General features: G+C 70.2%; 21 protein-coding genes. 11 read left to right on the top strand and 10 right to left on the bottom strand.

Features of this window, described 5'->3' with window-relative positions; all coding sequences use genetic code 11:
* The first annotated feature begins 88 nt into the window (after positions 1-88).
* From glmU to SSP29_RS21085, 5 genes are all read left to right on the top strand, one after another.
* Positions 89-1537, top strand: a complete 1449-nt coding sequence (glmU, locus tag SSP29_RS21105) for a bifunctional UDP-N-acetylglucosamine diphosphorylase/glucosamine-1-phosphate N-acetyltransferase GlmU (protein ID WP_089102235.1) — start codon at positions 89-91, stop codon at positions 1535-1537.
* A gap of 141 nt (positions 1538-1678) precedes the next feature.
* Entirely contained in the window at positions 1679-2659 is a 981-nt protein-coding gene (locus tag SSP29_RS21100) for a ribose-phosphate diphosphokinase (protein WP_089102234.1), read from the top strand.
* Positions 2660-2874: 215 nt separating this feature from the next.
* The gene (locus SSP29_RS21095; RefSeq protein WP_089102233.1) at positions 2875-3468 is read left to right on the top strand and encodes a 50S ribosomal protein L25/general stress protein Ctc; all 594 of its coding nucleotides are present in this window, start codon (positions 2875-2877) and stop codon (positions 3466-3468) included.
* 251 nt (positions 3469-3719) lie between these two features.
* Positions 3720-4322, top strand: a complete 603-nt coding sequence (gene pth, locus SSP29_RS21090) for an aminoacyl-tRNA hydrolase (protein ID WP_089102232.1) — start codon at positions 3720-3722, stop codon at positions 4320-4322.
* Between the two features lie 42 nt (positions 4323-4364).
* Complete coding sequence (locus tag SSP29_RS21085; protein WP_089102231.1) at positions 4365-4865, top strand: hypothetical protein; 501 nt, start codon at positions 4365-4367, stop codon at positions 4863-4865.
* A 68-nt stretch (positions 4866-4933) separates the two neighbouring features.
* Here the strand turns inward: SSP29_RS21085 and ppc are convergent, their stop codons facing one another.
* Positions 4934-7666, bottom strand: coding sequence for a phosphoenolpyruvate carboxylase (ppc, locus tag SSP29_RS21080; RefSeq protein ID WP_089102230.1), 2733 nt, complete (start codon positions 7664-7666; stop codon positions 4934-4936).
* A 308-nt stretch (positions 7667-7974) separates the two neighbouring features.
* Here ppc and SSP29_RS21075 point away from each other — a divergent pair, with 308 nt between their 5' ends.
* Both SSP29_RS21075 and SSP29_RS21070 read left to right on the top strand, forming a co-directional pair.
* Positions 7975-8985, top strand: coding sequence for an acyl-CoA desaturase (locus SSP29_RS21075; protein WP_089102229.1), 1011 nt, complete (start codon positions 7975-7977; stop codon positions 8983-8985).
* Entirely contained in the window at positions 8982-9656 is a 675-nt protein-coding gene (locus tag SSP29_RS21070) for a TetR/AcrR family transcriptional regulator (protein ID WP_089102228.1), read from the top strand. The genes SSP29_RS21075 and SSP29_RS21070 overlap by 4 nt, the downstream gene beginning before the upstream one ends.
* 55 nt (positions 9657-9711) lie before the next feature.
* Here SSP29_RS21070 and SSP29_RS21065 read toward each other — a convergent pair whose 3' ends face one another.
* On the bottom strand, positions 9712-10101 hold the full coding sequence (locus tag SSP29_RS21065) for a VOC family protein (protein WP_089102227.1): 390 nt from the start codon (positions 10099-10101) through the stop codon (positions 9712-9714).
* Entirely contained in the window at positions 10101-10913 is an 813-nt protein-coding gene (locus SSP29_RS21060; protein ID WP_089102442.1) for a trans-aconitate 2-methyltransferase, read from the bottom strand. Before SSP29_RS21060 ends, SSP29_RS21065 begins: the two co-directional genes overlap by 1 nt.
* Before the next feature lie 89 nt (positions 10914-11002).
* Here SSP29_RS21060 and SSP29_RS21055 point away from each other — a divergent pair, with 89 nt between their 5' ends.
* Positions 11003-11500, top strand: a complete 498-nt coding sequence (locus SSP29_RS21055) for a MarR family winged helix-turn-helix transcriptional regulator (RefSeq protein WP_089102226.1) — start codon at positions 11003-11005, stop codon at positions 11498-11500.
* A 142-nt stretch (positions 11501-11642) separates the two neighbouring features.
* Here SSP29_RS21055 and SSP29_RS21050 read toward each other — a convergent pair whose 3' ends face one another.
* Positions 11643-12416 carry a LuxR C-terminal-related transcriptional regulator gene (locus SSP29_RS21050; protein WP_089102225.1) on the bottom strand — a complete coding sequence of 258 codons (774 nt, stop codon included), beginning with the start codon at positions 12414-12416 and terminating at the stop codon, positions 11643-11645.
* Positions 12417-12677: 261 nt separating this feature from the next.
* On the opposite strand from SSP29_RS21050, the gene SSP29_RS21045 reads away from it, so the two are divergent.
* Positions 12678-13136, top strand: coding sequence for a GNAT family N-acetyltransferase (locus SSP29_RS21045; RefSeq protein ID WP_174855984.1), 459 nt, complete (start codon positions 12678-12680; stop codon positions 13134-13136).
* 3 nt (positions 13137-13139) lie between these two features.
* Here the strand turns inward: SSP29_RS21045 and galK are convergent, their stop codons facing one another.
* From galK to galT, 3 genes are read right to left on the bottom strand one after another with little or no spacing between them, the layout of a single operon-like run.
* The gene (gene galK / locus SSP29_RS21040; RefSeq protein WP_089102223.1) at positions 13140-14297 is read right to left on the bottom strand and encodes a galactokinase; all 1158 of its coding nucleotides are present in this window, start codon (positions 14295-14297) and stop codon (positions 13140-13142) included.
* Positions 14298-15260 (bottom strand): UDP-glucose 4-epimerase GalE, encoded by a 963-nt coding sequence (gene galE, locus SSP29_RS21035; protein ID WP_089102222.1) that lies wholly within the window; start codon positions 15258-15260, stop codon positions 14298-14300.
* Positions 15260-16318 carry a galactose-1-phosphate uridylyltransferase gene (gene galT, locus SSP29_RS21030; protein ID WP_089102221.1) on the bottom strand — a complete coding sequence of 353 codons (1059 nt, stop codon included), beginning with the start codon at positions 16316-16318 and terminating at the stop codon, positions 15260-15262. The genes galE and galT overlap by 1 nt, the downstream gene beginning before the upstream one ends.
* Before the next feature lie 212 nt (positions 16319-16530).
* Here galT and SSP29_RS21025 point away from each other — a divergent pair, with 212 nt between their 5' ends.
* The gene (locus SSP29_RS21025) at positions 16531-18180 is read left to right on the top strand and encodes a sodium:solute symporter family protein (protein ID WP_089102441.1); all 1650 of its coding nucleotides are present in this window, start codon (positions 16531-16533) and stop codon (positions 18178-18180) included.
* Between the two features lie 34 nt (positions 18181-18214).
* On the top strand, positions 18215-18547 hold the full coding sequence (locus SSP29_RS21020) for a hypothetical protein (RefSeq protein WP_089102220.1): 333 nt from the start codon (positions 18215-18217) through the stop codon (positions 18545-18547).
* Between the two features lie 53 nt (positions 18548-18600).
* Here SSP29_RS21020 and SSP29_RS21015 read toward each other — a convergent pair whose 3' ends face one another.
* From SSP29_RS21015 to SSP29_RS21005, 3 genes are all read right to left on the bottom strand, one after another.
* On the bottom strand, positions 18601-19293 hold the full coding sequence (locus SSP29_RS21015; RefSeq protein ID WP_089102219.1) for a helix-turn-helix transcriptional regulator: 693 nt from the start codon (positions 19291-19293) through the stop codon (positions 18601-18603).
* A gap of 203 nt (positions 19294-19496) precedes the next feature.
* Complete coding sequence (locus SSP29_RS21010) at positions 19497-21131, bottom strand: outer membrane protein assembly factor BamB family protein (protein WP_089102218.1); 1635 nt, start codon at positions 21129-21131, stop codon at positions 19497-19499.
* 101 nt (positions 21132-21232) lie between these two features.
* Complete coding sequence (locus SSP29_RS21005; RefSeq protein WP_089102217.1) at positions 21233-22993, bottom strand: outer membrane protein assembly factor BamB family protein; 1761 nt, start codon at positions 22991-22993, stop codon at positions 21233-21235.
* Positions 22994-23028: the final 35 nt, after the last annotated feature.

Raw genomic sequence — 23028 nt, 5'->3', positions numbered from 1 at the left:
TCAGGGCCCGCTCTCATGTCCCCCACGAAACGCCCCGGTATCCTGCGGATGTCACCCCCACCCATCCAAAAAGCCGAAGGGCAACTCCGTGAGCGCCATTCGCCCGGCAGCCGTCGTCGTTCTCGCAGCGGGTGAGGGCACCCGTATGAAGTCGGCCACACCGAAGGTCCTGCATGAGATCTGTGGCCGTTCCCTGGTGGGTCATGTGCTCGCCGCCTCCCGTGAGTTGGACCCCGAGAACCTGGTCGTCGTCGTCGGGCACGCGCGCGAGCAGGTCGCCGCGCATCTCGGTGAGGTCGACGCCGCCGTCCGTACCGCCGTGCAGGAGCGGCAGAACGGCACCGGGCACGCCGTGCGGATGGCGCTGGAGGAGCTGGGCGGGGCGGTCGACGGGACCGTTGTCGTGGTCTGCGGGGACACCCCGCTGCTGACCGGGGAGACGTTGAAGCGGCTCGCCGGGACGCATCACGGCGACGGCAACGCGGTGACCGTGCTGACCGCCGAGGTGCCGGACGCGACCGGTTACGGCCGGATCGTGCGCGACGCCGCCTCCGGTGCGGTGACGGCCATCGTGGAGCACAAGGACGCCTCCGAGGCGCAGCGGGCGATCCGGGAGATCAACTCCGGGGTGTTCGCGTTCGACGGCCGGCTGCTGGCGGACGCGCTGGGGAAGGTGCGGACGGACAACAGCCAGGGCGAGGAGTACCTGACCGACGTGCTCGGGATCCTGCGGGAGGCCGGGCACCGGGTGGGGGCCTCGGTGGCCGGCGACCACCGGGAGATCGCCGGGATCAACAACCGGGTGCAGCTGGCTCAGGCGCGCCGCATCCTCAACGACCGGTTGCTGGAGCGGGCGATGCTGGACGGCGTGACCGTCGTGGACCCGGCGACGACGTGGGTGGACGTGACGGTGACCTTCGAGCAGGACGCCGTCGTCCATCCGGGGACGCAGTTGCTCGGTTCGACGCATCTGGCGCAGGGCGCCGAGGTCGGGCCGAACAGCCGGCTGAAGGACACCCGGGTGGGTGCGGGGGCGCGGGTGAACAACACGGTGTCCGATTCCGCCCATGTCGGCGCGGACGCGTCTGTGGGACCGTACGCCTATCTGCGGCCGGGGACCCGGCTGGGAGCAAAGGGCAAGATCGGTACGTACGTGGAGACGAAGAACGCGTCGATCGGGGAGGGGACGAAGATTCCGCATCTCTCCTATGTGGGTGACGCGACGATCGGCGAGTACTCGAACATCGGTGCGGCGAGCGTGTTCGTGAACTACGACGGCGAGAGCAAGCACCACACCACCGTCGGGTCGCACTGCAAGACGGGTTCGGACAACATGTTTGTGGCGCCTGTCACGATCGGGGACGGTGCGTACACCGCCGCCGGGTCTGTGATCACGAAGGATGTGCCGCCCGGTTCGCTGGCCGTGGCCCGCGGTCAGCAGCGGAATATCGAGGGTTGGGTGGCGCGGAAGCGTCCGGGGAGCTCGGCGGCGAAGGCGGCCGAGGCGGCTTCCCGGCGGGGCGTGAGCGAGGACTGACCGGAAACAGGTGCGCCGAAGACGTCGTACCGTGATAAGTGCACACCCGCACCTAACCAGCTGATTCGGCCTCCCGCGCCCGGCACACAGGGCGCTGGAGATCCAGCTGTACGGCTGAGAAACCTCTGAGGAGACAGTGCTGTGACCGGGTTCAAGACGACCGGCGAGAAGAAGATGATGTTCTTCTCCGGCCGCGCCCACCCCGAGCTTGCCGAGGAGGTCGCCCACCAGCTGGGTGTCGGGGTCGTCCCGACGAAGGCCTTCGACTTCGCGAACGGCGAGATCTACGTCCGCTACCAGGAGTCGGCGCGCGGTGCCGACTGTTTCGTGATCCAGAGCCACACGGCTCCGATCAACCAGTGGATCATGGAACAACTGATCATGATCGACGCGCTGAAGCGCGCGTCGGCGCGGTCCGTCACGGTGATCGTGCCCTTCTACGGTTACGCGCGGCAGGACAAGAAGCACCGCGGTCGTGAACCGATCTCGGCGCGGCTGATCGCGGATCTGATGAAGACGGCGGGCGCGGACCGCATCCTGACCGTGGATCTGCACACGGACCAGATCCAGGGCTTCTTCGACGGTCCGGTGGACCACCTGTTCGCGCTTCCGCTGCTCGCGGACTACGTCGGCGCGAAGGTGGACAAGGACAAGCTGACGATCGTGTCCCCGGACGCCGGCCGGGTCCGGGTGGCCGACCGCTGGTGCGACCGGCTCGGTGCGCCCCTCGCCATCGTGCACAAGCGGCGCGACAAGGACGTGGCGAACCAGGTGACCGTCCACGAGGTCGTGGGTGAGGTCAAGGGACGCGTGTGTGTCCTGGTCGACGACATGATCGACACGGGTGGCACGATCTGTGCGGCGGCGGACGCGCTGTTCGCGCACGGTGCGGAGGACGTCATCGTGACGGCGACGCACGGTGTGCTGTCGGGTCCGGCGGCGGACCGGCTGAAGAACTCGCGGGTGAGCGAGTTCGTGCTGACGAACACGCTGCCGACGCCGGGTGAGCTGAGCCGGGATCTGGACAAGATCACGGTGCTGTCGATCGCGCCGACCATCGCGAGTGCGGTGCGTGAGGTGTTCGAGGACGGTTCGGTGACGAGCCTCTTCGACGAGCAGTGAGGTTTCTGCATCGGCTGAGCTGACCTCCGTCGGCCGCCGCTGAAGATCCTTTTGGGTACGGCCTCCCCTCCGAGTAGACTGCTGCAGTTGCTCGGCGAGGGAGGCCGTACCTGTTTGCGCAGGTGTCGGCGGTCCGTTATCGACGCGCTCTTCGTAGCAGGCCGTTCGTGGCCGGGTGACCACGTCCGTACCTATCTCTACGAGGAGTGATCACCATGTCCGAGGTGAAGATCGCCGCCGAGTCGCGCACCGAGTTCGGCAAGGGTGCCGCGCGCCGTATCCGCCGTGACAGCAAGGTCCCCGGTGTCCTGTACGGCCACGGTTCGGACCCGATCCACCTGACCCTCCCGGGCCACGAGCTGCTGCTCGCGCTGCGTACCCCGAACGTCCTGATCTCCCTGGACATCGACGGCAAGTCGAACGAGCTGGCGATCCCGAAGTCCGTGGTGCGCGACCCGATCAAGGGCTTCCTGGAGCACGTCGACCTGCTGCTGGTCAAGCGCGGCGAGAAGGTCACGGTCGAGATCCCGGTGCACACCGAGGGCGAGCTGGCCGCCGGCGGCAACCTGCTGGAGCACGTGCTGAACGCGCTGCCGGTCGAGGCCGAGGCCACCCACATCCCCGAGGCCGTCACCGTCTCGATCGAGGGCCTGGAGGCCGGCGCCTCCGTCCTCGCCAAGGACATCACCCTGCCGTCCGGCGCGACCCTGGCCGTCGACGAGGACGCGGTCGTCCTCCAGGTCCTGGCCGCGCAGGCGGAGGAGGCCGCGGAGGGCGAGGGCGAGTCCGAAGAGGCTGCCGAGGCCTGAGCCGTCGGTTCAGGTGCCGCCTGCTGAGAGCAGGCGCCCGGCGCTGATGGCTGTGCCCACCCTCCCCCACGCTCGGCTTCGCTCGCGCGGGGGGGACCCCCATCGCCCTGCGGAACGATTGCCCACAGCGGCAGCCATGCGGGGCGGCCGCCCACAGCGGTAGCCATGCGGTGAGCCGTGAACGGCAAGCAGTTGAGCAACGGTCAGCCGCCGTTCCCCCGGGAGCGGCGGCTGGCGCGTATCAAGGAGACATGGACGTGACCACCCCCGCCAACGCCCCCTGGCTGATCGTCGGGCTCGGTAATCCCGGGCCCGAGTACGCGATGAACCGGCACAACGTCGGGTTCATGGTCGTGGAGTTGCTCGCCGGGCGGATCGGGGGGAAGTTCAAGCGGGCCGGGAAGGCGCAGGCACAGGTCGTGGAGGGCCGGATCGGGGCGCCGGGGCCCGAGAACCGGCGGGTGATCCTGGCGAAGCCGATGTCGTTCATGAATCTTTCCGGCGGCCCCGTCAACGCACTGCGCGACTTCTACAAGGTGCCGGTCGCCAACATCGTGGCGATCCACGACGAGCTGGACATCGACTACGGCGTCCTCCGCCTGAAGCTGGGCGGCGGCGACAACGGGCACAACGGGCTGAAGTCGATGACGAAGGCCATGGGGCCGGACTATCACCGGGTGCGGTTCGGGATCGGGCGTCCTCCGGGTCGTATGCAGGTCGCCGACTTCGTGCTGAAGGACTTCTCCTCGGCCGAGCGCAAGGAACTGGACTACTTCGTGGACCGGGCCGCCGACGCGGTGGAGGCGCTGGTCATCGAGGGGCTGGAGCGGGCGCAAAGCACGTACAACTCCTGACTTGTCCCCCACGGCAGTTGACCGGCCGTAGGGACATGGCCAATGATCCCGGCCATGCCTGCTGCCTCTGCCGCTTCCTCCCGTACGGCCTCGGTCAACGCGCTGCGTGTCGTGTCGATGGGCGCGGTCGCCGTGCTGATCCTGGTCGCCGGGGTGTGGGGGTCCTGGGGCACCGCGCAGGACGTGATGCTGACGAAGGGCAAGGAGCAGGGCACCGTCAAGGTGACGGCGTGCGGTGACGACACCTGCACGGGGCCGTTCACGCCCGTCTCGGCCGGTGCGGCCAAGCGCGCGAGCGTGGTCATCGGCAAGTCGGTCGCGGTGCGCAAGGGGCAGACGTACGACGTGATCGTGAAGCCCGGCACCGAGGACGTGGTCCGGTCCGGTCCCGCCGGGATCCTGTACGCCTGGGTGCCGCTCGGCGGCGCGCTGCTGCTGGCGTCGGTGGTGGTGGCCGGGGGCCTGCGGCTGACGCGGGTGGCGTGGCTGCTGGGGGGTTCGGGGATCGCGCTGCTGACGGCGGCGTTCGGCGCGTTGCAGTGAGACGACCGTGAGACGACGGATGCCCCCGGGGTGTACGACCCCGGGGGCACCGCCGTGTCCGGGAGCCGTCAGCCGGTGTTGCGCAGGCCGGCCGCCACGCCGTTGACCGTGAGAAGCAGGGCGCGGGCGAGCAGCGGGTCGGCCGGTTCTCCCGCTGCCGCCGCGTCGCGCTGGCGCTTGAGGAGGGTGACCTGGAGGTAGGAGATCGGGTCCAGGTAGGCGTCGCGGATGGTGAAGGTCTGCTTGAGGACCGGGGTGGCGTCCAGCAGTTCGGTCTCACCGGTGATCTTCAGGACCTCGGCGACCGTCAGTTCGTGCTCTTCGCGAATGGTGTCGAAGACGTGCTTGAGCTCGTCGGGGACGAGCGTGTCGACGTAGTGCTGGGCGATCCGCAGGTCCGTCTTGGCGAGGGTCATCTCGACGTTGGAGACGAAGTTGCGGAAGAAGTGCCACTGTTCGTGCATCTCGTCCAGGACGGTGTCCAGACCGGCCTCGCGCAGCGCCTTCAGGCCGGAGCCGACGCCGAACCAGCCGGGGACGATCTGCCGGGACTGGGTCCAGCCGAACACCCAGGGGATGGCGCGCAGGCCGTCGAGCGAGACACCGGAGCCGGGGCGGCGGGAGGGCCGGGAGCCCAGGTGCAGGTCGGCGAGCTGGTCCACCGGCGTCGACGCGAGGAAGTACGTCGGCAGGTCGGGGTCCTCCACCAGGCGGCGGTAGGCCGCGTGGGCGGCGTCGGAGACGACGTCCATGGCGGCGTCCCAGCGGGCCAGGGCCTCCCCCGACTGGCGGGGCGCCGTGTGCAGGGCGGAGGCCTGGAGGGTGGCCGCGACCGTCAGTTCCAGGTTCTCCCTGGCCAGGGAGGGGATCAGGTACTTGTCGGAGATGACCTCGCCCTGCTCGGTCACCTTGATCTCGCCCTCCAGGGTGCCCCAGGGCTGGGCGAGGATCGCGTCGTGGGAGGGGCCGCCGCCGCGGCCGACGGTGCCGCCGCGGCCGTGGAAGAGACGCAGCCGGACGCCGTAGCGGTGGGCGACGTCGCGCAGCCGGCGCTGGGCGCGGTGGATCTCCCACTGGGAGGTGGTGATGCCGCCGAACTTGGAGGAGTCGGAGTAGCCGAGCATGACCTCCTGGACGTCTCCGCGCAGTGCCACCAGGCGGCGGTACGACGGGTCGGAGAGCATGTCCTCCAGGATGGTGTCGGCGGCCTTGAGCTCGTCGGTGGTCTCCAGGAGCGGCACGATGCCGACCTTCGCCCAGCCGGCGTGCAGGTCGACCAGGCCCGCCTCGCGGGCGAGGACCGCGGCGGCGAAGACGTCGTCGGCGCCCTGGCACATGGAGATGATGTAGGACTCGACGACCTCGGGGCCGAAGATCTCCAGGGCCTTCTTCACGGTCTCGAAGACGCCGAGGGTCTTGGCGCCGGCCGCGTCGACGGGTGCCGGGGTCGGGGCGAGCGGCCTTCTCGACCTGAGCTCCTTGGCGAGGAGCTTGGCGCGGTACTCGCGGGGCATGTCGGCGTAGCGCCAGGACTCCTCGCCGAGGCGGTCGAAGAGCTGGCCGAGGGCGTGGTGGTGGGCGTCGGCGTGTTCGCGGACGTCCATGGTGGCGAGCTGGAGGCCGAACGCGGCGAGGGTGCGGATCGTGCGGGCCAGGCGGCCGTCGGCGAACAGGCCGCCGCGGTGTTCGCGCAGGGAGGCCTGGATCAGGCGCAGGTCGCCGAGGAGTTCGGCGGTGCCGAGGTAGTCGCGGCCCATCTCGTGCGGGGTGCCGGTGGCCAGGCGCTGCTTGGTGTTGGTCAGCTTCTGCCGGATGCAGGTCGCCTTGAGGCGGTAGGGCTCCTCGGCGTTGAGGCGCTTGTAGCGGGGGCTGATCTCGGGCAGCAGCTCCAGGTCGGCCTGCAGGGACTCCAGGAGTTCCTCGGTGGCGCCGGTGTAGCGGATGGAGTTGGAGAGGAAGCCGCGGAGTTCGTCGATCATCTCCAGGGCGTCGTTGATGCCGTGCTCGTGCTGGAGGATGAGGACGTCCCAGGTGACCTGGGGGGTGACGTTGGGGTTGCCGTCGCGGTCGCCGCCGATCCAGGTGCCGAAGGTGAGCGGCCGGGTGTCGTCGGGCAGCTTCACCCCGACCCGCTCCAGCTCCGCCGTCAGGTCCTCCAGGACGTCTCCGACCGCGTCGGCGTGCAGTTCGTCCAGGTAGTAGACGGCGTTGCGGGCCTCGTCGGCGGGCTCCGGGCGTACGACGCGGAGCTCGTCCGTCTGCCACACCAGGTCGATGTTCTCGGCGAGGCGGATGTCGGTGCGGCGGCGGTCGGACTCGATGACCGGCGTGTCCAGGAGCGCGGCGATGCGCCGGAGCTTGTTGAGGACCGAACGGCGTGCGGCCTCGGTGGGGTGTGCCGTGAACACCGGGCGGACGTTGAGGTTCTGCACGGTCTGGCGCAGGTGCTCGGGGTCGGCGTCCTTGAGCCGGTCGGCGGTGCGGGCCAGGAGGCCGCCCTCGGCGGCGCGGCGGGCGCGCAGCTCGCGGCCGCGGTGCACCTGCTCGGTGACGTTGGCAAGATGGAAGTAGGTGGAGAAGGCGCGGACCAGCTTGGCTGCGGTCTCCAGTTCGGTGCCCCGCAGCAGGTCGGCGGCGGCCTCGCCGTCCTCGCGGGTGAGGCGGCGGACCTTCTCGACGAGTTCCAGCAGCTCGGGGCCCTCCTGGCGGACGAGGGTCTCGCCGAGGAGGTCACCCAGCCGGCGGATGTCGGCGCGCAGCTCACTGGTGGTCGTGGTGGTCTGGTCGTCGGCACTGCTCACAGGTGCGGCTCCTTGCAGTGTTGAAGCTCGTCTGGAGGGAACCCGTCAGTCGGCCGGGCGGCAGGCGGGGCCTGGCCGCATACGGGCCGGACATCAGGGAAGGAAACAGAGCGGACCGCGCTGTCCGACCGACTTCAAGGATAGGTGTCCATGAGGACGCGCAGGTTCTGGGGCTCTTGCCGCGAGACGCCTCACTGCCATACTTACGTCGCCGTAGGTTACGGAACCGTAGGGAAGCACCTCTATCGTCCCGCGCGGTCGCCGCGGATCGGCGTCTCTCTCAACCCTCGACCCCACAGGGGACGCGCATGACCTCGTCTAGTTCCAATGTGATCGAAGACCCCCGGAAGGCGGCCGACACCGCGCTCCCGTCCGCCACCCTCGGGGGCGAGCGGAAGGGTTCGCTGGAGCAGATCACCCTGTTGCTGTTCATCGTGGTGCCGTTCCTCGCGCTGTTGGCTGCGGTGCCGCTGGCGTGGGGGTGGGGCGTGAGCTGGCTCGACCTTGGCCTGATGGTGTTCTTCTACTATCTGGGCTGTCACGGCGTGACGATCGGCTACCACCGTTACTTCACCCACGGTTCCTTCAAGGCGAAACGGCCGCTCAGGATCGCGCTGGCGATCGCGGGGTCGCTGGCGGTGGAGGGGCCCCTGGTGCGCTGGGTGGCCGACCACCGCAAGCACCACAAGTTCTCCGACGCGGAGGGCGACCCGCATTCCCCGTGGCGGTACGGCGAGACCGTGCCGGCGCTGATCAAGGGCCTGTGGTGGGCACACATCGCCTGGATGTTCGACGAGGAGCGGACTCCGCAGGAGAAGTACGCGCCGGATCTGATCAAGGACCCGGCGATCCGGGCGATCTCCCGGCAGTTCATCTACTGGACGGTGCTGTCGCTGGCGCTGCCGCCGCTGATCGGCGGTCTGGTGACGATGTCCTGGTGGGGCGCGTTCACCGCGTTCTTCTGGGGTTCACTCGTGCGGGTGGCCCTGCTCCATCATGTGACGTGGTCGATCAACTCGATCTGCCACGCGGTCGGCAAGCGGCCGTTCAAGTCGCGTGACCGTTCGGGCAACGTCTGGTGGCTGGCGGTGCTGTCCTGCGGCGAGTCCTGGCACAACCTGCACCACGCCGACCCGACCTCGGCGCGGCACGGGGTGGAGCGCGGGCAGCTGGACTCGTCGGCGCGGATCATCCGCTGGTGCGAGCAGCTGGGGTGGGCGTACGACGTGCGCTGGCCGTCACGCTCACGTATCGATTCGCGCCGTGACACCGGGGAAGGCGGCTCCCGACAGGGGGCGGAGGCTGCGAAGGCGGCATGATTGACGCCGTGGCGACCGACTCCAGCACCCCCAGTCCCGAAAAGCAGCGGCGGGCGCGTCGTACCCGTATGACCGGGGCGGAGCGTCGCCAGCAGCTGTTGGAGATCGGTCGCACCCTCTTCGCGGCGAAGGGTTTCGAGGGCACCTCGGTGGAGGAGATCGCGGCGAAGGCCGGGGTCTCCAAGCCGGTGGTCTACGAGCACTTCGGCGGCAAGGAGGGGCTGTACGCGGTGGTGGTCGACCGGGAGATGCGGCGGTTGCTGGACATGGTGACCAGTTCCCTCACCGCCGGTCATCCGCGGGAGCTGCTGGAGCAGGCCGCGTTCGCCCTCCTCGACTACATCGAGGAGTACACGGACGGCTTCCGGATCCTGGTCCGGGACTCCCCCATCCCCCAGTCGACCGGTTCCTTCGCGTCCCTCATCTCGGACATCGCCACCCAGGTGGAGGACATCCTGGGCCGCGAGTTCAAGTCCCGCGGCTTCGATCCCAAGCTGGCCCCGCTGTACGCGCAGGCGCTGGTGGGCATGGTCGCGCTGACCGGCCAGTGGTGGCTGGACGTGCGCCGCCCGAAGAAGGCGGAGGTCGCCGCCCACCTGGTGAACCTGTCCTGGCACGGTCTGGACGGCCTGGAGCAGAAGCCGCACCTGATAGGGCGCCGCAAGGCGTAGGACCGCCTCACACGCCGCCTCACACGCCGCCTCACACGCCGTCTCCAGCGCCGCCTCACGCCGTGACGGGCTCCAGGAACTCCAGCCGGTTGCCGACGGGGTCCTCGGAGTAGAAGCGGCGGTGGCCGGGGAGGTCGTCGTCCCAGGTGACGGCGGCGCCGTGGGCGGCCAGCCGGGCGGCGTACGCGTCGATGCCGGTGACCCGCAGGCCGGGGTGGGCCTTCTTCGCCGGCCTGAAGTGACATTCTCCGCCTCCGGCGGGGGCCTGTTCGACGCCCAGGTGGAGCCGGACCGCGCCGGCCTCGAACCAGCAGCCGCCGCGCGCCGCGAGCACCGGCGGCTTGGCCACCTCGGTCATGCCGAGAGCGTCCCCGTAGTACGCCCGCAGCGCGTCCTCCGAGCCGGGCGGGGCGGCGAGCTGGACGTGGTCGACGGCGGCGAGCATCAGCCCTCCTTGCGGGCGACGGCGAACAGCCGGCGGAACGGCAGGACCGTGCCGTACGGGGCGCTCGGGTAGGCCTCCCGCAGCAGGTCGCGGTACTCGGCGACGAAGGCGTCCCGGGCCTCGGGGTCGTCGCCGAGGGCGGTGAGGGCGGGGCGCAGCCCGGTGCCCTTGACCCAGTCCAGGACGGGGTCCTCGCCCTCCAGGACGTGCAGGTAGGTGGTCTCCCAGACGTCGGTGGCGCAGCCGAGGCGGGCGAGCCGGTCGAGGTAGGCGACGGGCGGGTGGACGGAGTCCTCGTGGCGCAGGACGTCGGCGAGCCGGGCCTTCCAGCGGGGCGTGGCGGCGAGCTCGCGCATCAGGGCGTGCAGGGGCGCGTCGATGTTGTTCGGCACCTGGAAGGCGAGGCTGCCGCCGGGAACGAGCGCGTCCAGCCAGCCGGCGAAGCGGTCGAGGTGGCCGGGGACCCAGTGGAGCGCCGCGTTCGACACGATCAGGTCGTACGGCCGTTCGGGCGCCCAGGTGCGCAGGTCTGCGTGGGCGAAGTCGAGGCGGCCGCCGCCGGGGGTGGGCCCGGCGTGGTCGACCTGGGCCTTGTCGAGCATCGCGGTGGAGTTGTCGTAGCCGGTGATGCGGGCGGTGGGCCAGCGGTCGGCGAGGACGGCGGTCACGTTGCCGGGTCCGCAGCCGAGGTCGGCGACGGCCGGGGGTTCGCCGGGGAGGTCGGGGATGCAGGCGAGGAGGTCGGCGAAGGGGCGGGCGCGGTGGCCGGCGTGGCGGAGGTACTGGGCGGGGTCCCAGGAGGGCGTCGTCATGCTCATCACTCTCCCCGGGAAGATCTCTTGATGTCAAGAGACTTGATATCAAGAGACTTCATGTCGACACAACCACTACACTGATCGCCATGGAGGACGAGGTCGATCGGCTGGTCGCTGCGTGGCGCCGGGAGCGCCCGGACCTCGACGTGGAACCGCTGGAGGTGCTCAGCCGGGTGAGCCGGCTGGCGCGGCACCTGGACCGGGCACGTCGGCTGGCCTTCGCCGAGCACAGCCTGGAGCCCTGGGAGTTCGACGTGCTGACCGCGCTGAGGCGCGCGGGCACGCCGTACCAGCTCTCCCCGGGACAGCTGCTGACGCAGACCCTGGTCACCTCGGGGACGATGACCAACCGGATCGACCGGCTGGCCAAGAAGAGCCTGGTGGAACGGCTGCCGGACCCCAGCGACCGGCGGGGCGTGCTGGTACGCCTGACCACCGAGGGCCAGGACCGCGCGGACCAGGCCCTGGCCGGCCTCCTCGACCAGGAGCGAGCCATCCTCGGCGAGCTCTCCCCCGCCCAGCGATCCGAACTCGCCAGCCTGCTACGCCAGTTGACCGCCCCGTTCGACAACATCCCGGGCTAGGCAGGTCCGTTCGGCAGCGCCCCGTAAGGGGCGCGGGACCGTTTCAATATGCGGCTCCGCCGCGTGGCCGCGACCAGCCACGACGGCGCCGCAGTCGACAGACGGCGTAGTGCGGCACTTCCAGCGGAGCGCTCAGCCCCGGTCAGGCGCTGCTGCTCTCCTCCGGCATGATCCGCCCGGCAGGCCCCAGATCCACCGGCCCCACCCCGGCCCTGCGCGCCAGCGCCACCGCGGCCAGGGTGGAGTGGACGCCCAGTTTGCCGAGGACGTTCTGCATATGGGTGCGGACGGTGTGCGGGGACAGGAAGAGGCGCTCGGCGACGGCCTTGCGCCCCAGGCCCGCCACCATGCACCGGAGCACTTCCCGCTCCCTCGGCGTGAGGGACTCCACGAGCCGCTCGCTCTCGGTGCGGTGTTTGCGCGCGGCCGTCAGCTCCCGCAGCACCCCGGTCAGCAGGGCGGGCGGCAGATGCGTCTCGTCGCGCAGCACGCCCCGGATGACGTTCAGCAGCCGGGACAGCGAGCAGTCCTTGGCGACCCAGCCGGAGGCACCGGCCTGCAGGGCCAGGGCCGCGCGCCGCGGGTCGTCCTTCTCGGCGAGGACGACGACCCGGACGGCAGGCTGGGCCGAGCGGACGCCGACGACCAGCGATATGCCGTCGACCAGCCCCTCCTCGTTGGCCTCCTGCACCGGCACGGCCGCCCGGCCGCCCGGCAGTTGACCGCCCAGGTCGGCGTCGACGAGCAGCACGTCGTAGCGGCGACCCTCGGCGACCGCGCGCTCCAGGCAGCGCAGCGCGGCCGGACCGCTGCCGGCCGCGGACACGTCGACGTCGGGCTCGGCGGCCAGTGCGGCGGCCAGCGACTCGGCGAAGATGCGGTGGTCGTCGACGACCAGAACTCGGATACGAACCACGAAACCCCCTTCCCCAGTGCTCTTCACGAGCAGGGGATACCCCAAGGTCCGGAGAACGACAAACCATGCGGACACGACACCCGCGGAGGGACGGAACCGCACGGCCGCCGCCGTGCCTGAACTGCTACCCCCACCGCGGGCGTCGTATCCGACTTGTCTCGCCCCCTGATCAGTACCGGCCCCCACCGGTACTGCTCATCAGAGTACGGGCGGTCGCCGGGAGCGGAAGGCAATTTGCAGAACTGCCCGGCCGACGCGTTTATGGTGTGCCGCATGTTTCGTATTGAGGCGGAAGTCGACAAGGAACGACGCGATCTGCTCCGCGCGCGGCTGCTGGCCACCAACACGGCGGCCTCTCCCGTCCTGGCGGCCCTGCGCGGCACCCCGGCCGAACGCGAAGTACCGCTGCACCTCTGGGCGATGGACAAGGGTTCGGGCGACCTGGCCGGTGGTCTGGTCGGGCACAGCTGGGCGTCCTGGCTGCACGTCACCTACCTCTGGGTGGACGCCCGCCATCGCGGCACCGGTCTCGGCGGCAGCCTGCTCGCGGAGGCCGAGCGCATCGCCCGCGCGGACCGCGCCTGCACCGCCGCCCGCCTGGAGACCTGGGACTTCCAGGCCCCGGAGTTCTACCGGAAGCAGGGGTACGAGGTGGTGTGCGTGATCCCCGACTATCCGCCGGGGATCACGGAGTACACCCTGACGAAGCGGCTGGCCTGAGCCTCAGCTCTCCTGGCGGGCGCCGGCCGACGGCACCGCCTCGAACACCCGCGGGGCCTTGAAGCCGGCCGCCGCGAAGGCCTCCTCGACCGCCTTGGTGATCGTGTCGACGTCGGCCGCCTCGGCGAGGACGATCGCCGAGCCGCCGAAGCCGCCGCCGGTCATCCGGGCGCCCAGGGCACCGGCCGAGTTCGCCGCCTCCACGACCAGGTCCAGCTCGGGGCAGGAGACCTGGAAGTCGTCGCGCAGCGAGGCGTGGCCCTCGGTGAGGACGGGCCCGATCGCGCGGGTGTCGCCCGCCTCCAGGAGGGCGCCGACGCGCTCGACGCGGTGGTCCTCGGTGACGACGTGGCGGACCAGGCGCCGCACCTCCTCCTCGTCGCCGAGGCGTTCGAGCGACGCGTCGAGGTCGGCGTAGGCGATGTCCCGCAGCGCGTCCACGCCGAGCAGGGCCGCGCCCTTCTCGCAGCCGGCCCGGCGCTTGCCGTACTCGCCGCCGCTGTGCGCGTGCTTGACCTGGGTGTCGACGACCAGCAGGCGCATGCCCTCGGCCGCGAGGTCGAAGGGGATCTGCTTCTGCGAGAGGTCGCGGGTGTCCAGGAACAGCGCGTGGCCGGCCTCGCAGCAGGCGGACGCCGTCTGGTCCATGATGCCGGTCGGCGCCCCGACGTAGACGTTCTCCGCGCGCTGGCACAGGCGGGCCAGCTGCCAGCGCTGCAGGCCCAGTTCGTAGAGGTCGTTGAGCGCGAGGGCGATCACCACCTCCAGGGCCGCGGAGGAGGACAGGCCGGCGCCGGTCGGCACGGTGGAGGCGAGGTGGACGTCGGCGCCGGTGACCGGGTGGCCGGCCTCGCGCAGCGCCCAGACCACGCCCGCCGGGTACGCCGTCCACTCCTGGTCGGTGCCGGGTTCCAGGGCGTCCAGGGAGAGCTCGACGACCCCGCCCTCGACGTCCGAGGAGTGCAGCCGCAGCACGCCGTCGGCACGGCGGGCGACGGCGGCCGTCGCCACGTGCGGCAGCGCGAACGGCATCACGAAGCCGTCGTTGTAGTCGGTGTGCTCGCCGATCAGGTTGACCCGGCCCGGCGCCGCCCAGACGCCGTCGGGAGCCGTCCCGTACAGCTCCTCGAAGGCGCCTGCGACCTGCTGTGCTGCCCCCACTTACTGCTCCCTTGAGATGTGCTGCGCGAACTCCCAGGCGTCCGCGACGATCCCCGCGAGGTCCGCGCGGGTCGGGTTCCAGCCCAGCTTCTCGCGGGCGGTGGCCGCCGAGGCGACCAGGACGGCCGGGTCGCCGCCCCGGCGCGGGGCCACGACCTCGGGGATCGGGTGGCCGGTGACCTGCCGGACCGTCTCGATGACCTCGCGGACCGAGAAGCCCTCGCCGTTGCCGAGGTTGCAGATCAGGTGCTCGCCGGGCTGCGCGGCCGTCAGGGCCAGCAGGTGGGCGTCGGCCAGGTCGGCGACGTGGATGTAGTCGCGGATGCAGGTGCCGTCGGGCGTCGGGTAGTCGTCGCCGAAGACGGAGATGGCCTCGCGCCTGCCCTGGGCGACCTGGAGGACCAGCGGGATCAGGTGCGACTCGGGGTTGTGACGCTCGCCCTGCGCGCCGTACGCCCCGGTCACGTTGAAGTAGCGCAGGGAGACCGCGCCCAGGCCGTGCGCGGCGGCCTCGCCGGTGATCATGTGGTCGACGGCGAGCTTGGTGGCGCCGTACGGGTTGGTCGGCTGGGTCGGGGCGGTCTCGACGATCGGGACCTGCTCCGGCTCGCCGTAGGTGGCCGCCGTGGAGGAGAAGACGAGCTTGCGGACGCCGGCCTCGCGCATCGCGCCGAGCAGCGCCATGGTGCCGCCGACGTTGTTGTCCCAGTACTTCTCGGGCTTCACGACCGACTCGCCGACCTGGGAGAACGCGGCGAAGTGCAGCACCGCCTCGTAGGAGGAGTCCAGCCACTTGGCGGCGTCGCGGATGTCGCCCTCGACGAAGGCGGCGCCCGCGGGGACGCCCTCGCGGAATCCCGTGGAGAGGTTGTCGAGGACGGTGACCTCGTGGCCCGCCTCCAGCAGGTGCTGGGCGACCACGCTGCCGACGTAACCCGCCCCGCCCGTCACCAGGTACTTCATCAACTCGCTACCTCTCGCAGTCGCTCGGCCGCGCGCTCCGGCGGCACGTCGTTGATGAACACGCTCATGCCTGACTCGGAACCCGCGAGAAACTTCAGCTTGCCGGACGTTCGGCGGATGGTGAAAAGCTCCAGGTGCAGCGCGAAGTCGTCGCGCGTGACACCCTCGAACTCCTCCAGCGTCCCGAACGGCGCCTGATGCCAGGCGGCGATGTAGGGCGTGGGAGGCTCACCCTCACCGAAGATACGGTCGAAGCGCCTCAAGAGTTCCAGATAAACCTGGGGGAACTCTGAGCGTGCCGCCTCGTCGAGCCCGAGCAGGTCGGGGACGCGGCGCTTCGGGTACAGGTGGACCTCGTAGGGCCAGTGTGCCGCGTACGGCACGAAGGCGACCCAGTGTTCACTCTCAAGGACGACCCGCTCGTCGGCGAGTTCACGCGCGAGCACGGCGTCGAAGAGGTTCTCCCCGCCGGTGGCCTCCTTGTGGGTCGCGAGTGAGCGCAGCATCAGGGCGGTGCGCGGGGTGGTGAAGGGGTAGGCGTAGATCTGGCCGTGCGGGTGACCGAGCGTCACGCCGATCTCCTCGCCCCGGTTCTCGAAGCAGAACACCTGCTCGACGGAGGGGAGATGCGACAGCTCCGAGGTCCGGTCGGTCCACGCGTCCAGGACCAGGCCCGCCTGCTCCTCGGTGAGGCTCGCGAAGGACGCGTCGTGGTCCGAGGTGAAGCAGACCACCTCGCAGCGCCCGGAGTCGCCGGCCAGCGAGGGGAACCGGTTCTCGAAGACAACGACGTCGTACGACGAGTCCGGGATCTCGCTCAGCCGGTCGCCCTTGGTCGGGCACAGCGGGCACTGGTCGGCCGGCGGGTGGTAGGTGCGGCCCTGCCGGTGCGAGGCGATGGCCACCTGGTCGCCGAGGAGCGGATCCCTCCGGATCTCGGAGGTGGTGTGCGTCCGCTCCAGCGGACGGCGGTCCACCGCGTCCCGCACGGTGTCGTCGCGCAGGTCGTAGTAGATGAGTTCGCGACCGTCGGCCAGCCGGGTCGAGGTCTTCTTCACTGCGGACTCCCATTGATCGAGCCAGCCAACCATCAAACAGAACCGAACACACCAAAACACAACTCACCACCCCAGTCAACATCGCAATCAATCAAGGTGAGACAACGAAAGTGTTGAATTACCGGGTGCAGAACCCCACAGATGCCCCCGTATCCCCCACACACCTCGCGACGGACCTCACCACGGACCTCACAAGGGACCTCGCGGCGGGGCTGCGGCTCCCCACCAACGGCCTGGACTACACGATCCTCGCGATCTACTTCGTCGTCGTCCTGGGCATCGGCTTCGCGGCCCGCCGCTCGGTGAAGACGACCCTCGACTTCTTCCTCTCCGGGCGGTCGCTGCCCGCCTGGATCACCGGTCTCGCCTTCATCTCGGCGAACCTGGCCGCGACCGAGATCCTCGGCATGGCCGCGAACAGCGCGCAGTACGGCGCGTACACCGTGCACTGGTACTGGATCGGCGCCATTCCGGCCATGGTCTTCCTGGGCCTGGTGATGATGCCCTTCTACTACGGCAGCAAGGTCCGCTCGGTCCCCGAGATGCTGCTGCTCCGCTTCGACAGAGCCGCGCACCTGCTGAGTGCGATCCTGTTCGCCTTCGCGGCCATTCTGATCGCCGGTGTGAACCTGTACGCCCTGGCGATCGTCGTGGAGGCGCTGCTCGGCTGGCCGCAGTGGGTGGCGATCGTGGTCGCCGGCGCGTTCGTGCTGGCGTACATCACCCTCGGCGGTCTCTCCTCCGCCATCTACAACGAGGTGCTGCAGTTCTTCGTGATCCTGGCCGCCCTCATCCCGCTGTCCGTGCTCGGCCTGAAGAAGGTCGGCGGCTGGGACGGCCTGGTCGACAAGCTCACCGCCACCCACGGCCGCAACTTCACGACCGCCTGGGGCGGCACCGGCATCGGCTCCGCCAACCCGCTCGGCGCGAACTGGCTGACCATCGTCGTCGGCCTCGGCTTCGTGCTCTCCTTCGGCTACTGGACGACGAACTTCGCCGAGGTGCAGCGCGCCCTGTCGGCGAAGAACCTCTCCGCCGCCCAGCGCACGCCGCTGATCGCCGCCTACCCGAAGATCTTCATCGTCTTCCTGGTGATGATCCCGGGCCTGGTCGCCGCCGCACTGGTGCCGGGCATCGGCAGGCCCGGCTCGGACCTGCAGTACAACGACGCGATCCCGTACCTGATGTCACAGCTGCTGCCCAACGGCGTGCTCGGCATCGCGGTCACCGGGCTGCTGGCCGCCTTCATGGCCGGCATGGCGGCCAACGTGTCGTCCTTCAACACCGTGTTCACGACGGACATCTGGGCGAAGTACGTGGTCCGGGGCCGCGAGGACGGCTACTACGTGCGCTTCGGACGCCTCATCACGGCGATCGGCGTCTGCGCGTCCATCGGTACGGCGTTCCTGGCGTCGTCGTTCTCGAACATCATGAGCTACCTCCAGACGCTGTTCTCCTTCTTCAACGTGCCGATGTTCGTCGTCTTCATCGTCGGCATGTTCTGGAAGCGGGCCTCGGCGAAATCCGGCTTCTGGGGGCTGCTCGCGGGCACCGTGACCGCGATGGTCAACTACTTCGTCCTCTACAAGAAGGGCATCATCGGCATCCCCACCGACCAGGGCGCCAACTTCGTCTCCGCGATCGCCGGCTTCGTGGCCGGCGCGGTGGTGATGGTGATCGTGTCCCTGTTCACCGCGCCCAAGCCGGAGGCGGAGCTCGCGGGCCTCGTCTACGGCACGCGCTCCCCCGGCATGGCCGAGGCGCCCGCCGCGGGCGACGACGCCTGGTACCGCCGGCCGGCGCTGCTGGGCTGGGGTGCGGTGATCCTGGCCGCCCTCTGCTACGTGCCGTTCTCGTTCTGATCGCCGTCGCTGTTCGCTGCAGAATGGAGAGACCATGACCGACGACTCCGGGCACTCCGGGTTCCACTACTCCGAGCAGGACGTCCAGCGGGAAGTCACCGAGCTGGAGGGCAAGTCCGCGACCGCCGCGCGGATCTTCGACCTGCGGCGGATCATCGGCGGGTTGTTCGTGCTGTACGGGATCATCGTCACGATCACCGGGATCACGGACTCGCAGGCCGAGATCGACAAGGCGCAGGGGATCAACATCAACCTGTGGACGGGGATCGGGATGCTGTTGCTGGGGGTGTTCTTTGTGGTGTGGCTGTGGCTCCGGCCCACCCCGCCGCCGGTTCCTCCGGTGGAAGGAGAGAAGGAGGCGGCGTAGGTCGTGCATTGTCTGCGGGTGCGTGGGGGCTGGTCGCGCAGTTCCCCGCGCCCCTAAAGGGGCGCTTCTGTGCCGCCGTTCAGAGGTCCCGCTCGGTCCAGTAGCCCTGTGCGTGCCGCCAGCGCAGCCGCTTCCAGCCTCGACCCCACCCCCAGCTTCATCAGCACCCTCTGTACATGGGTGCGGGCCGTGCTCGGGGCGATGCCCATGCCTGCCGCGATCAGGCGGGTGTCCTCGCCGTCGGCGACGCGGACCAGGACCTCGACCTCCCTCGGGGTGAGCATCTGGAGGAGGCGCTGGCCCTCGTCGTCGGGCTGGGCGGCCGGGTTGAGGAGTTCGGCGAAGGCGCCCTGGAGGAGGGCGGGTGCCACGGCGGCCTCCCCGGCCCGCGCCTTCATGATCGCCCGCTCGACGCCCTCTATCCGCTCGTCGTGCCGTACGTACCCGGAGGCGCCCGCGGCGAAGGCCGCCGCGATGCCCCGCGGGGACGGCACCGGGCCCAGCACCAGCACCGCGACCTGCGGCCGCTCCTTCTTGATCCGCACCACCGGGTCGAAGATCCCCGGCTCGGCCGGTGCCGCCGTACCCAGCAGGCACACCTCGGGCGCGCGCGTGATCACCAGCTCGGCCGCGCCCGCGGCCGGCGCCGCCGCCGCCAGCACCCGGTGGCCGCGCAGTTTCAGCGCCGAGGCCAGCGCCTCCGCGAGCAACCGGTGGTCGTCGACCACCATGAGCCGCACTCCCATAGAGCAACCCCCCAGTCCCCCCAATGGATGCCCCACTATGGATGCCCACTGGTCCGCATGGACAGAGGGCCCCCCGGCACCTCGTCCTTCATGCCCCCGGAAGCTACACGCTTGTTCGACGTTGCGCTGCCCCTACTGATGAGAAGTGCCCCGGATCGGAGGAATCTCTGGGTTTTCTCTTATTCGTGGAGGGAGAGCGCGTATCAGCCACCCGCGCCGAAGGCGGTGACCAGGTACTCCTTGGCCGACGACGACGAACCGGCGGTATGGGCGTACCCGGCGGACAGGTAGAGGTGCCCCTGGGAGTAGCGGACCTCCGCGTACTCCGGTGACATGGCGGTCTCCACCGCCTTGACCGCCGTGGTCGCCGGGTTCTCCAGCAGCTTGGTCTCCTTGAAGGAGCCGCCGTCGATGCTGACGACCTGAGCACCCTTGTCGTACGGCGCGTTCTTGTATGCGATCACATGGGGACCGTCCATGCGCAGGGGCGTGATCGTGTAGTTGTCCCCGGCGTCGGCGCGCTGGCCGGTCTGCTTGCCGGTGGCCAGGTCGAAGGCGACGATCTCGTTGGTCTTCGTGTAGTCCCCGTCGCCGTCGTGCTCCTCGGTCGCCAGGTACAGCCTGTCGTTGCCGACCACCACTCCCGTGCACTTCTCCAGCTCGTAGATGCCGTCGCAGCGGGCCGCGTAGGAGCTGCCCGGCGTGGAGATACGGGTGCGCAGGGCGCCCCTGCCGTCGATGGAGAAGACGTCCGAGAAGCCGCTGCCGTCGCCGGCGCTGTCGTTGACGTCGGCGGCCACCACCAGCGGGTCGGTCGACACGACGCTCGCGTAGTCGATGCCCGGCGTCATCTTGTACTCGGAGAGCACCTTGCCGGAGACCGGGTCGAGGGTCTGGATGTGCAGCTGCCCGGTGTCGCCGCTGCCGCACCTGCGGACCGCGACCAGCTTGGCGCCGCCGCCGTAGCCGGCGTCGTAGCAGCTGTCGGCCGGCTTCGGCTGCCAGCGGATCCTGCCGGAGGCGAGGTCCAAGGCGGCGCCGCCGCTGCTGCCGCCGACCGCGACCGTCTGCTGAGCGACCGTCACATTGTCGAAGTTGACCGGGACATCACCGGACTTGATCGTCTTGGTCCACAGCTTCTTCCCGGCGTTCAGGTCGATCGCGGCGACCTGGGTGCAGCCGGCCGTGGAGCCCTTCGCGGGCATCTTCGGCTGGAAGACGACCGCGGTCCTGCCGTCCGCACTGGCGTGCTCGCTGGCGCGGCAGACCGGGCCGGAGAGCGGGACCGTCCACAGTCTGGCGCCCGAGTCGGGGTCGTAGCCGGTGATCCCGGCGACGCCGCTCTTCGCGTACACCTTGTCGGTGAGCCAGGAACCGGCGGTGACGGTGGTGTCCTTCACCGTGGGCAGCGGGACCTGGAAGAGGACCTTGGAGGCGGTGTCCGCGGGCACCTTCTCGGTGCCCTTGCCGTTCTTGCCACCGCTCGCGTTCTGCCCGCCGCCGGAGTTCGCCGTGTCGTCCTTCTTGCCGTCGCCGCCGTCGGAGGACTTGGCGTACCAGATGCCGCCGCCGACGATCAGCGCGATGGCGGCGACCGCGGCGACGACGATGAGCAGCGTGGCGTTGTTCCGGCCGGGGCCGGGAGCGGGGCCGCCCGGTTGGCCGCCGTGGTAGCCGTAGCCGGGCTGGGGCGGCTGGTTCGGGTAGCCGTAAGCGGGCTGCTGGGCGTACGGGTTCGGGGGCTGCTGCGGATAGCCGTAACCCGGCTGGGGCTGGGGTGCGCCGAAACCGGGCTGCTGCGGAGGCTGGTTGGGCGGGGGTGGGGGCGGCTGGGTCATGACGGCGGTACCTCGGGAGACGGCGCGTGAGACGGCTGGGGACGGCGCGTGAGACGGCTGGGGACGGCGTGGACTGCTGGACGGCACGGGACGGGCCCCGCTCAGTTGCCGAAGGCCATCATCAGCTTCTCCTTCGCGTCGTCGCTGCCGGTCAGCCGCGTGGCGGAGAGGTAGAAGCGGCCGTCGGCCCAGTCGACGGCGCCGTCGTAGAAGCCGCCCTCGATGTCGGCGGTGTGCTGCGGGTTCTGCAGCAGCTTGGCGGCGGGGTGGGCGGAGCCCGTGGTCGGGATCGACACGACCTGGCCGCCCGCGTCGTACGACGGCCGAACGTACGCGACGAGTTTGCCGCCCTCGACCTCGACCGGGTACATCGACTCGTCCGTCGGGGACTTCGTACGCCACTTCGCCGTGCCGTCGGTGAGACTGATCGCGACGATCTCGTTGCCGCCGCCGCTCACGTCCGTCGGCAGGTAGAGGGTGTTCGCGTCGACGGCCACGCCCTGGCAGCCCTGGAGGTCACGGGCGAGGATCGCCAGGCCGCACTGGGGCGCGAACTTCTCGTTCACCTTCACCTCGGAACGGAACGTGCCCTTGCCGTCCATCACCGAGATGTTCCAGGCCTTCTTCTCCTCGTTGGTCAGGTAGACCACGAGCGGGTCGACGGAGTAGGTCCGCTCGATCGTCCAGCCCTTCTTGATCGGCCGCGTCCACTCGACGCGGCCGGTGGCCGGGTCGAGCTGCGAGATCTCGTCGTGCTCGGCGCTGCCGCCGGCGGCGCAGGACGCCACCTCGATCAGCCTGTTCGTGCCGCCGGCGAACGCCGTCGGGAAGCAGGCCGCACCGTACTTCTTCTTGTCGTACAACTTGTGGCCGCTGTCGAGGTCGTACGCCGTGCCCGACTCGGAACGGCCGACCATCAGGGTCTTTCCGCTGAGCGTCAGCTCGATGCTGAGGGCGCTGTCGAACAGCCCGCCGTCGGCGACGGTCGCGGTCCAGCCCTTCCGGCCCGTGTCGAGGTCGATCTCCTGCAGCTGGTTGCACTTGGCGCGGTCGCTGGTGCCGTTCATGTAGGCCACGACGGCCTTGTCGTCCGCCGACTTCTGCGAGGTGACCGCGCAGATCTTCTGCGGGAACGTGATCGGGGCCCAGGCCGGGTCGCCGCTGCCCGCCCTGTAGGCGAAGACCTGCTTGTACGCCGCCTTCACCGCCGTCTTCCCGGTGATCCACATGCCGGGTGCGTCGGCGCCGGAGGCGGGCGCGTCGGGTGCCGACTTATACCAGAGCACCTTGGCCTCGCCGGACTTGCGGCCCGCGTTGAGGTTCTCCGGGTCCGCACCGCCGTCGCCGCTGCCGTCACCCGGGTTGACCGGGGTGCCGGTGCCGGAGGCCTTGGGGTCGTCGGACCGCTGGGCGACCGGCTTCTTGCCGTCGCCCTGGCCGGTCAGGGCGTACACCGTGCCGCCGACGACCAGCAGCCCCGCCACCGCCGCCGCGACGATCAGCGCGGGCTTTCCCCTGAACGGCCCGCCGCCCGTGCCACTGCCGCCGGAGGGCGGGGCCGTCCCGGGTCCGCCGGGGGCGCCGGGGTACTGCGGCTGCTGCTGGGGGTAGCCGTAACCGGGCTGCGGCCCGTACGGTCCCGGTCCCGGCCCCGGTGCGCCGTAGGGGCCGGCCGGCTGGGCATAGGGGCCCGGGGCGTAAGCGGGCTGCTGCGGGTAGCCGTAACCCGGCTGCGGCTGAGGCGCGCCGAAGCCTCCCTGCGCGGGCGGCTGTTGCGGGGCGCCGAATCCGCCGCCCGGCGTCGGCTGGTCCTGTGGCGCTCCGAATGCGCCGTGCGGCGGCTGGCCGGGCGGCTGTGTCATCAGCGTTCTTCCCCCTCGTTCACTGATTTCGAGCC

The sequence above is a fragment of the Streptomyces hyaluromycini genome, from assembly GCF_002217755.1.
Taxonomy (GTDB): Bacteria; Actinomycetota; Actinomycetes; order Streptomycetales; family Streptomycetaceae; genus Streptomyces; species Streptomyces hyaluromycini.
The sequence above is the reverse complement of the archived record's forward strand: the minus strand, read 5'-3'. Positions and strand labels throughout refer to the sequence as shown.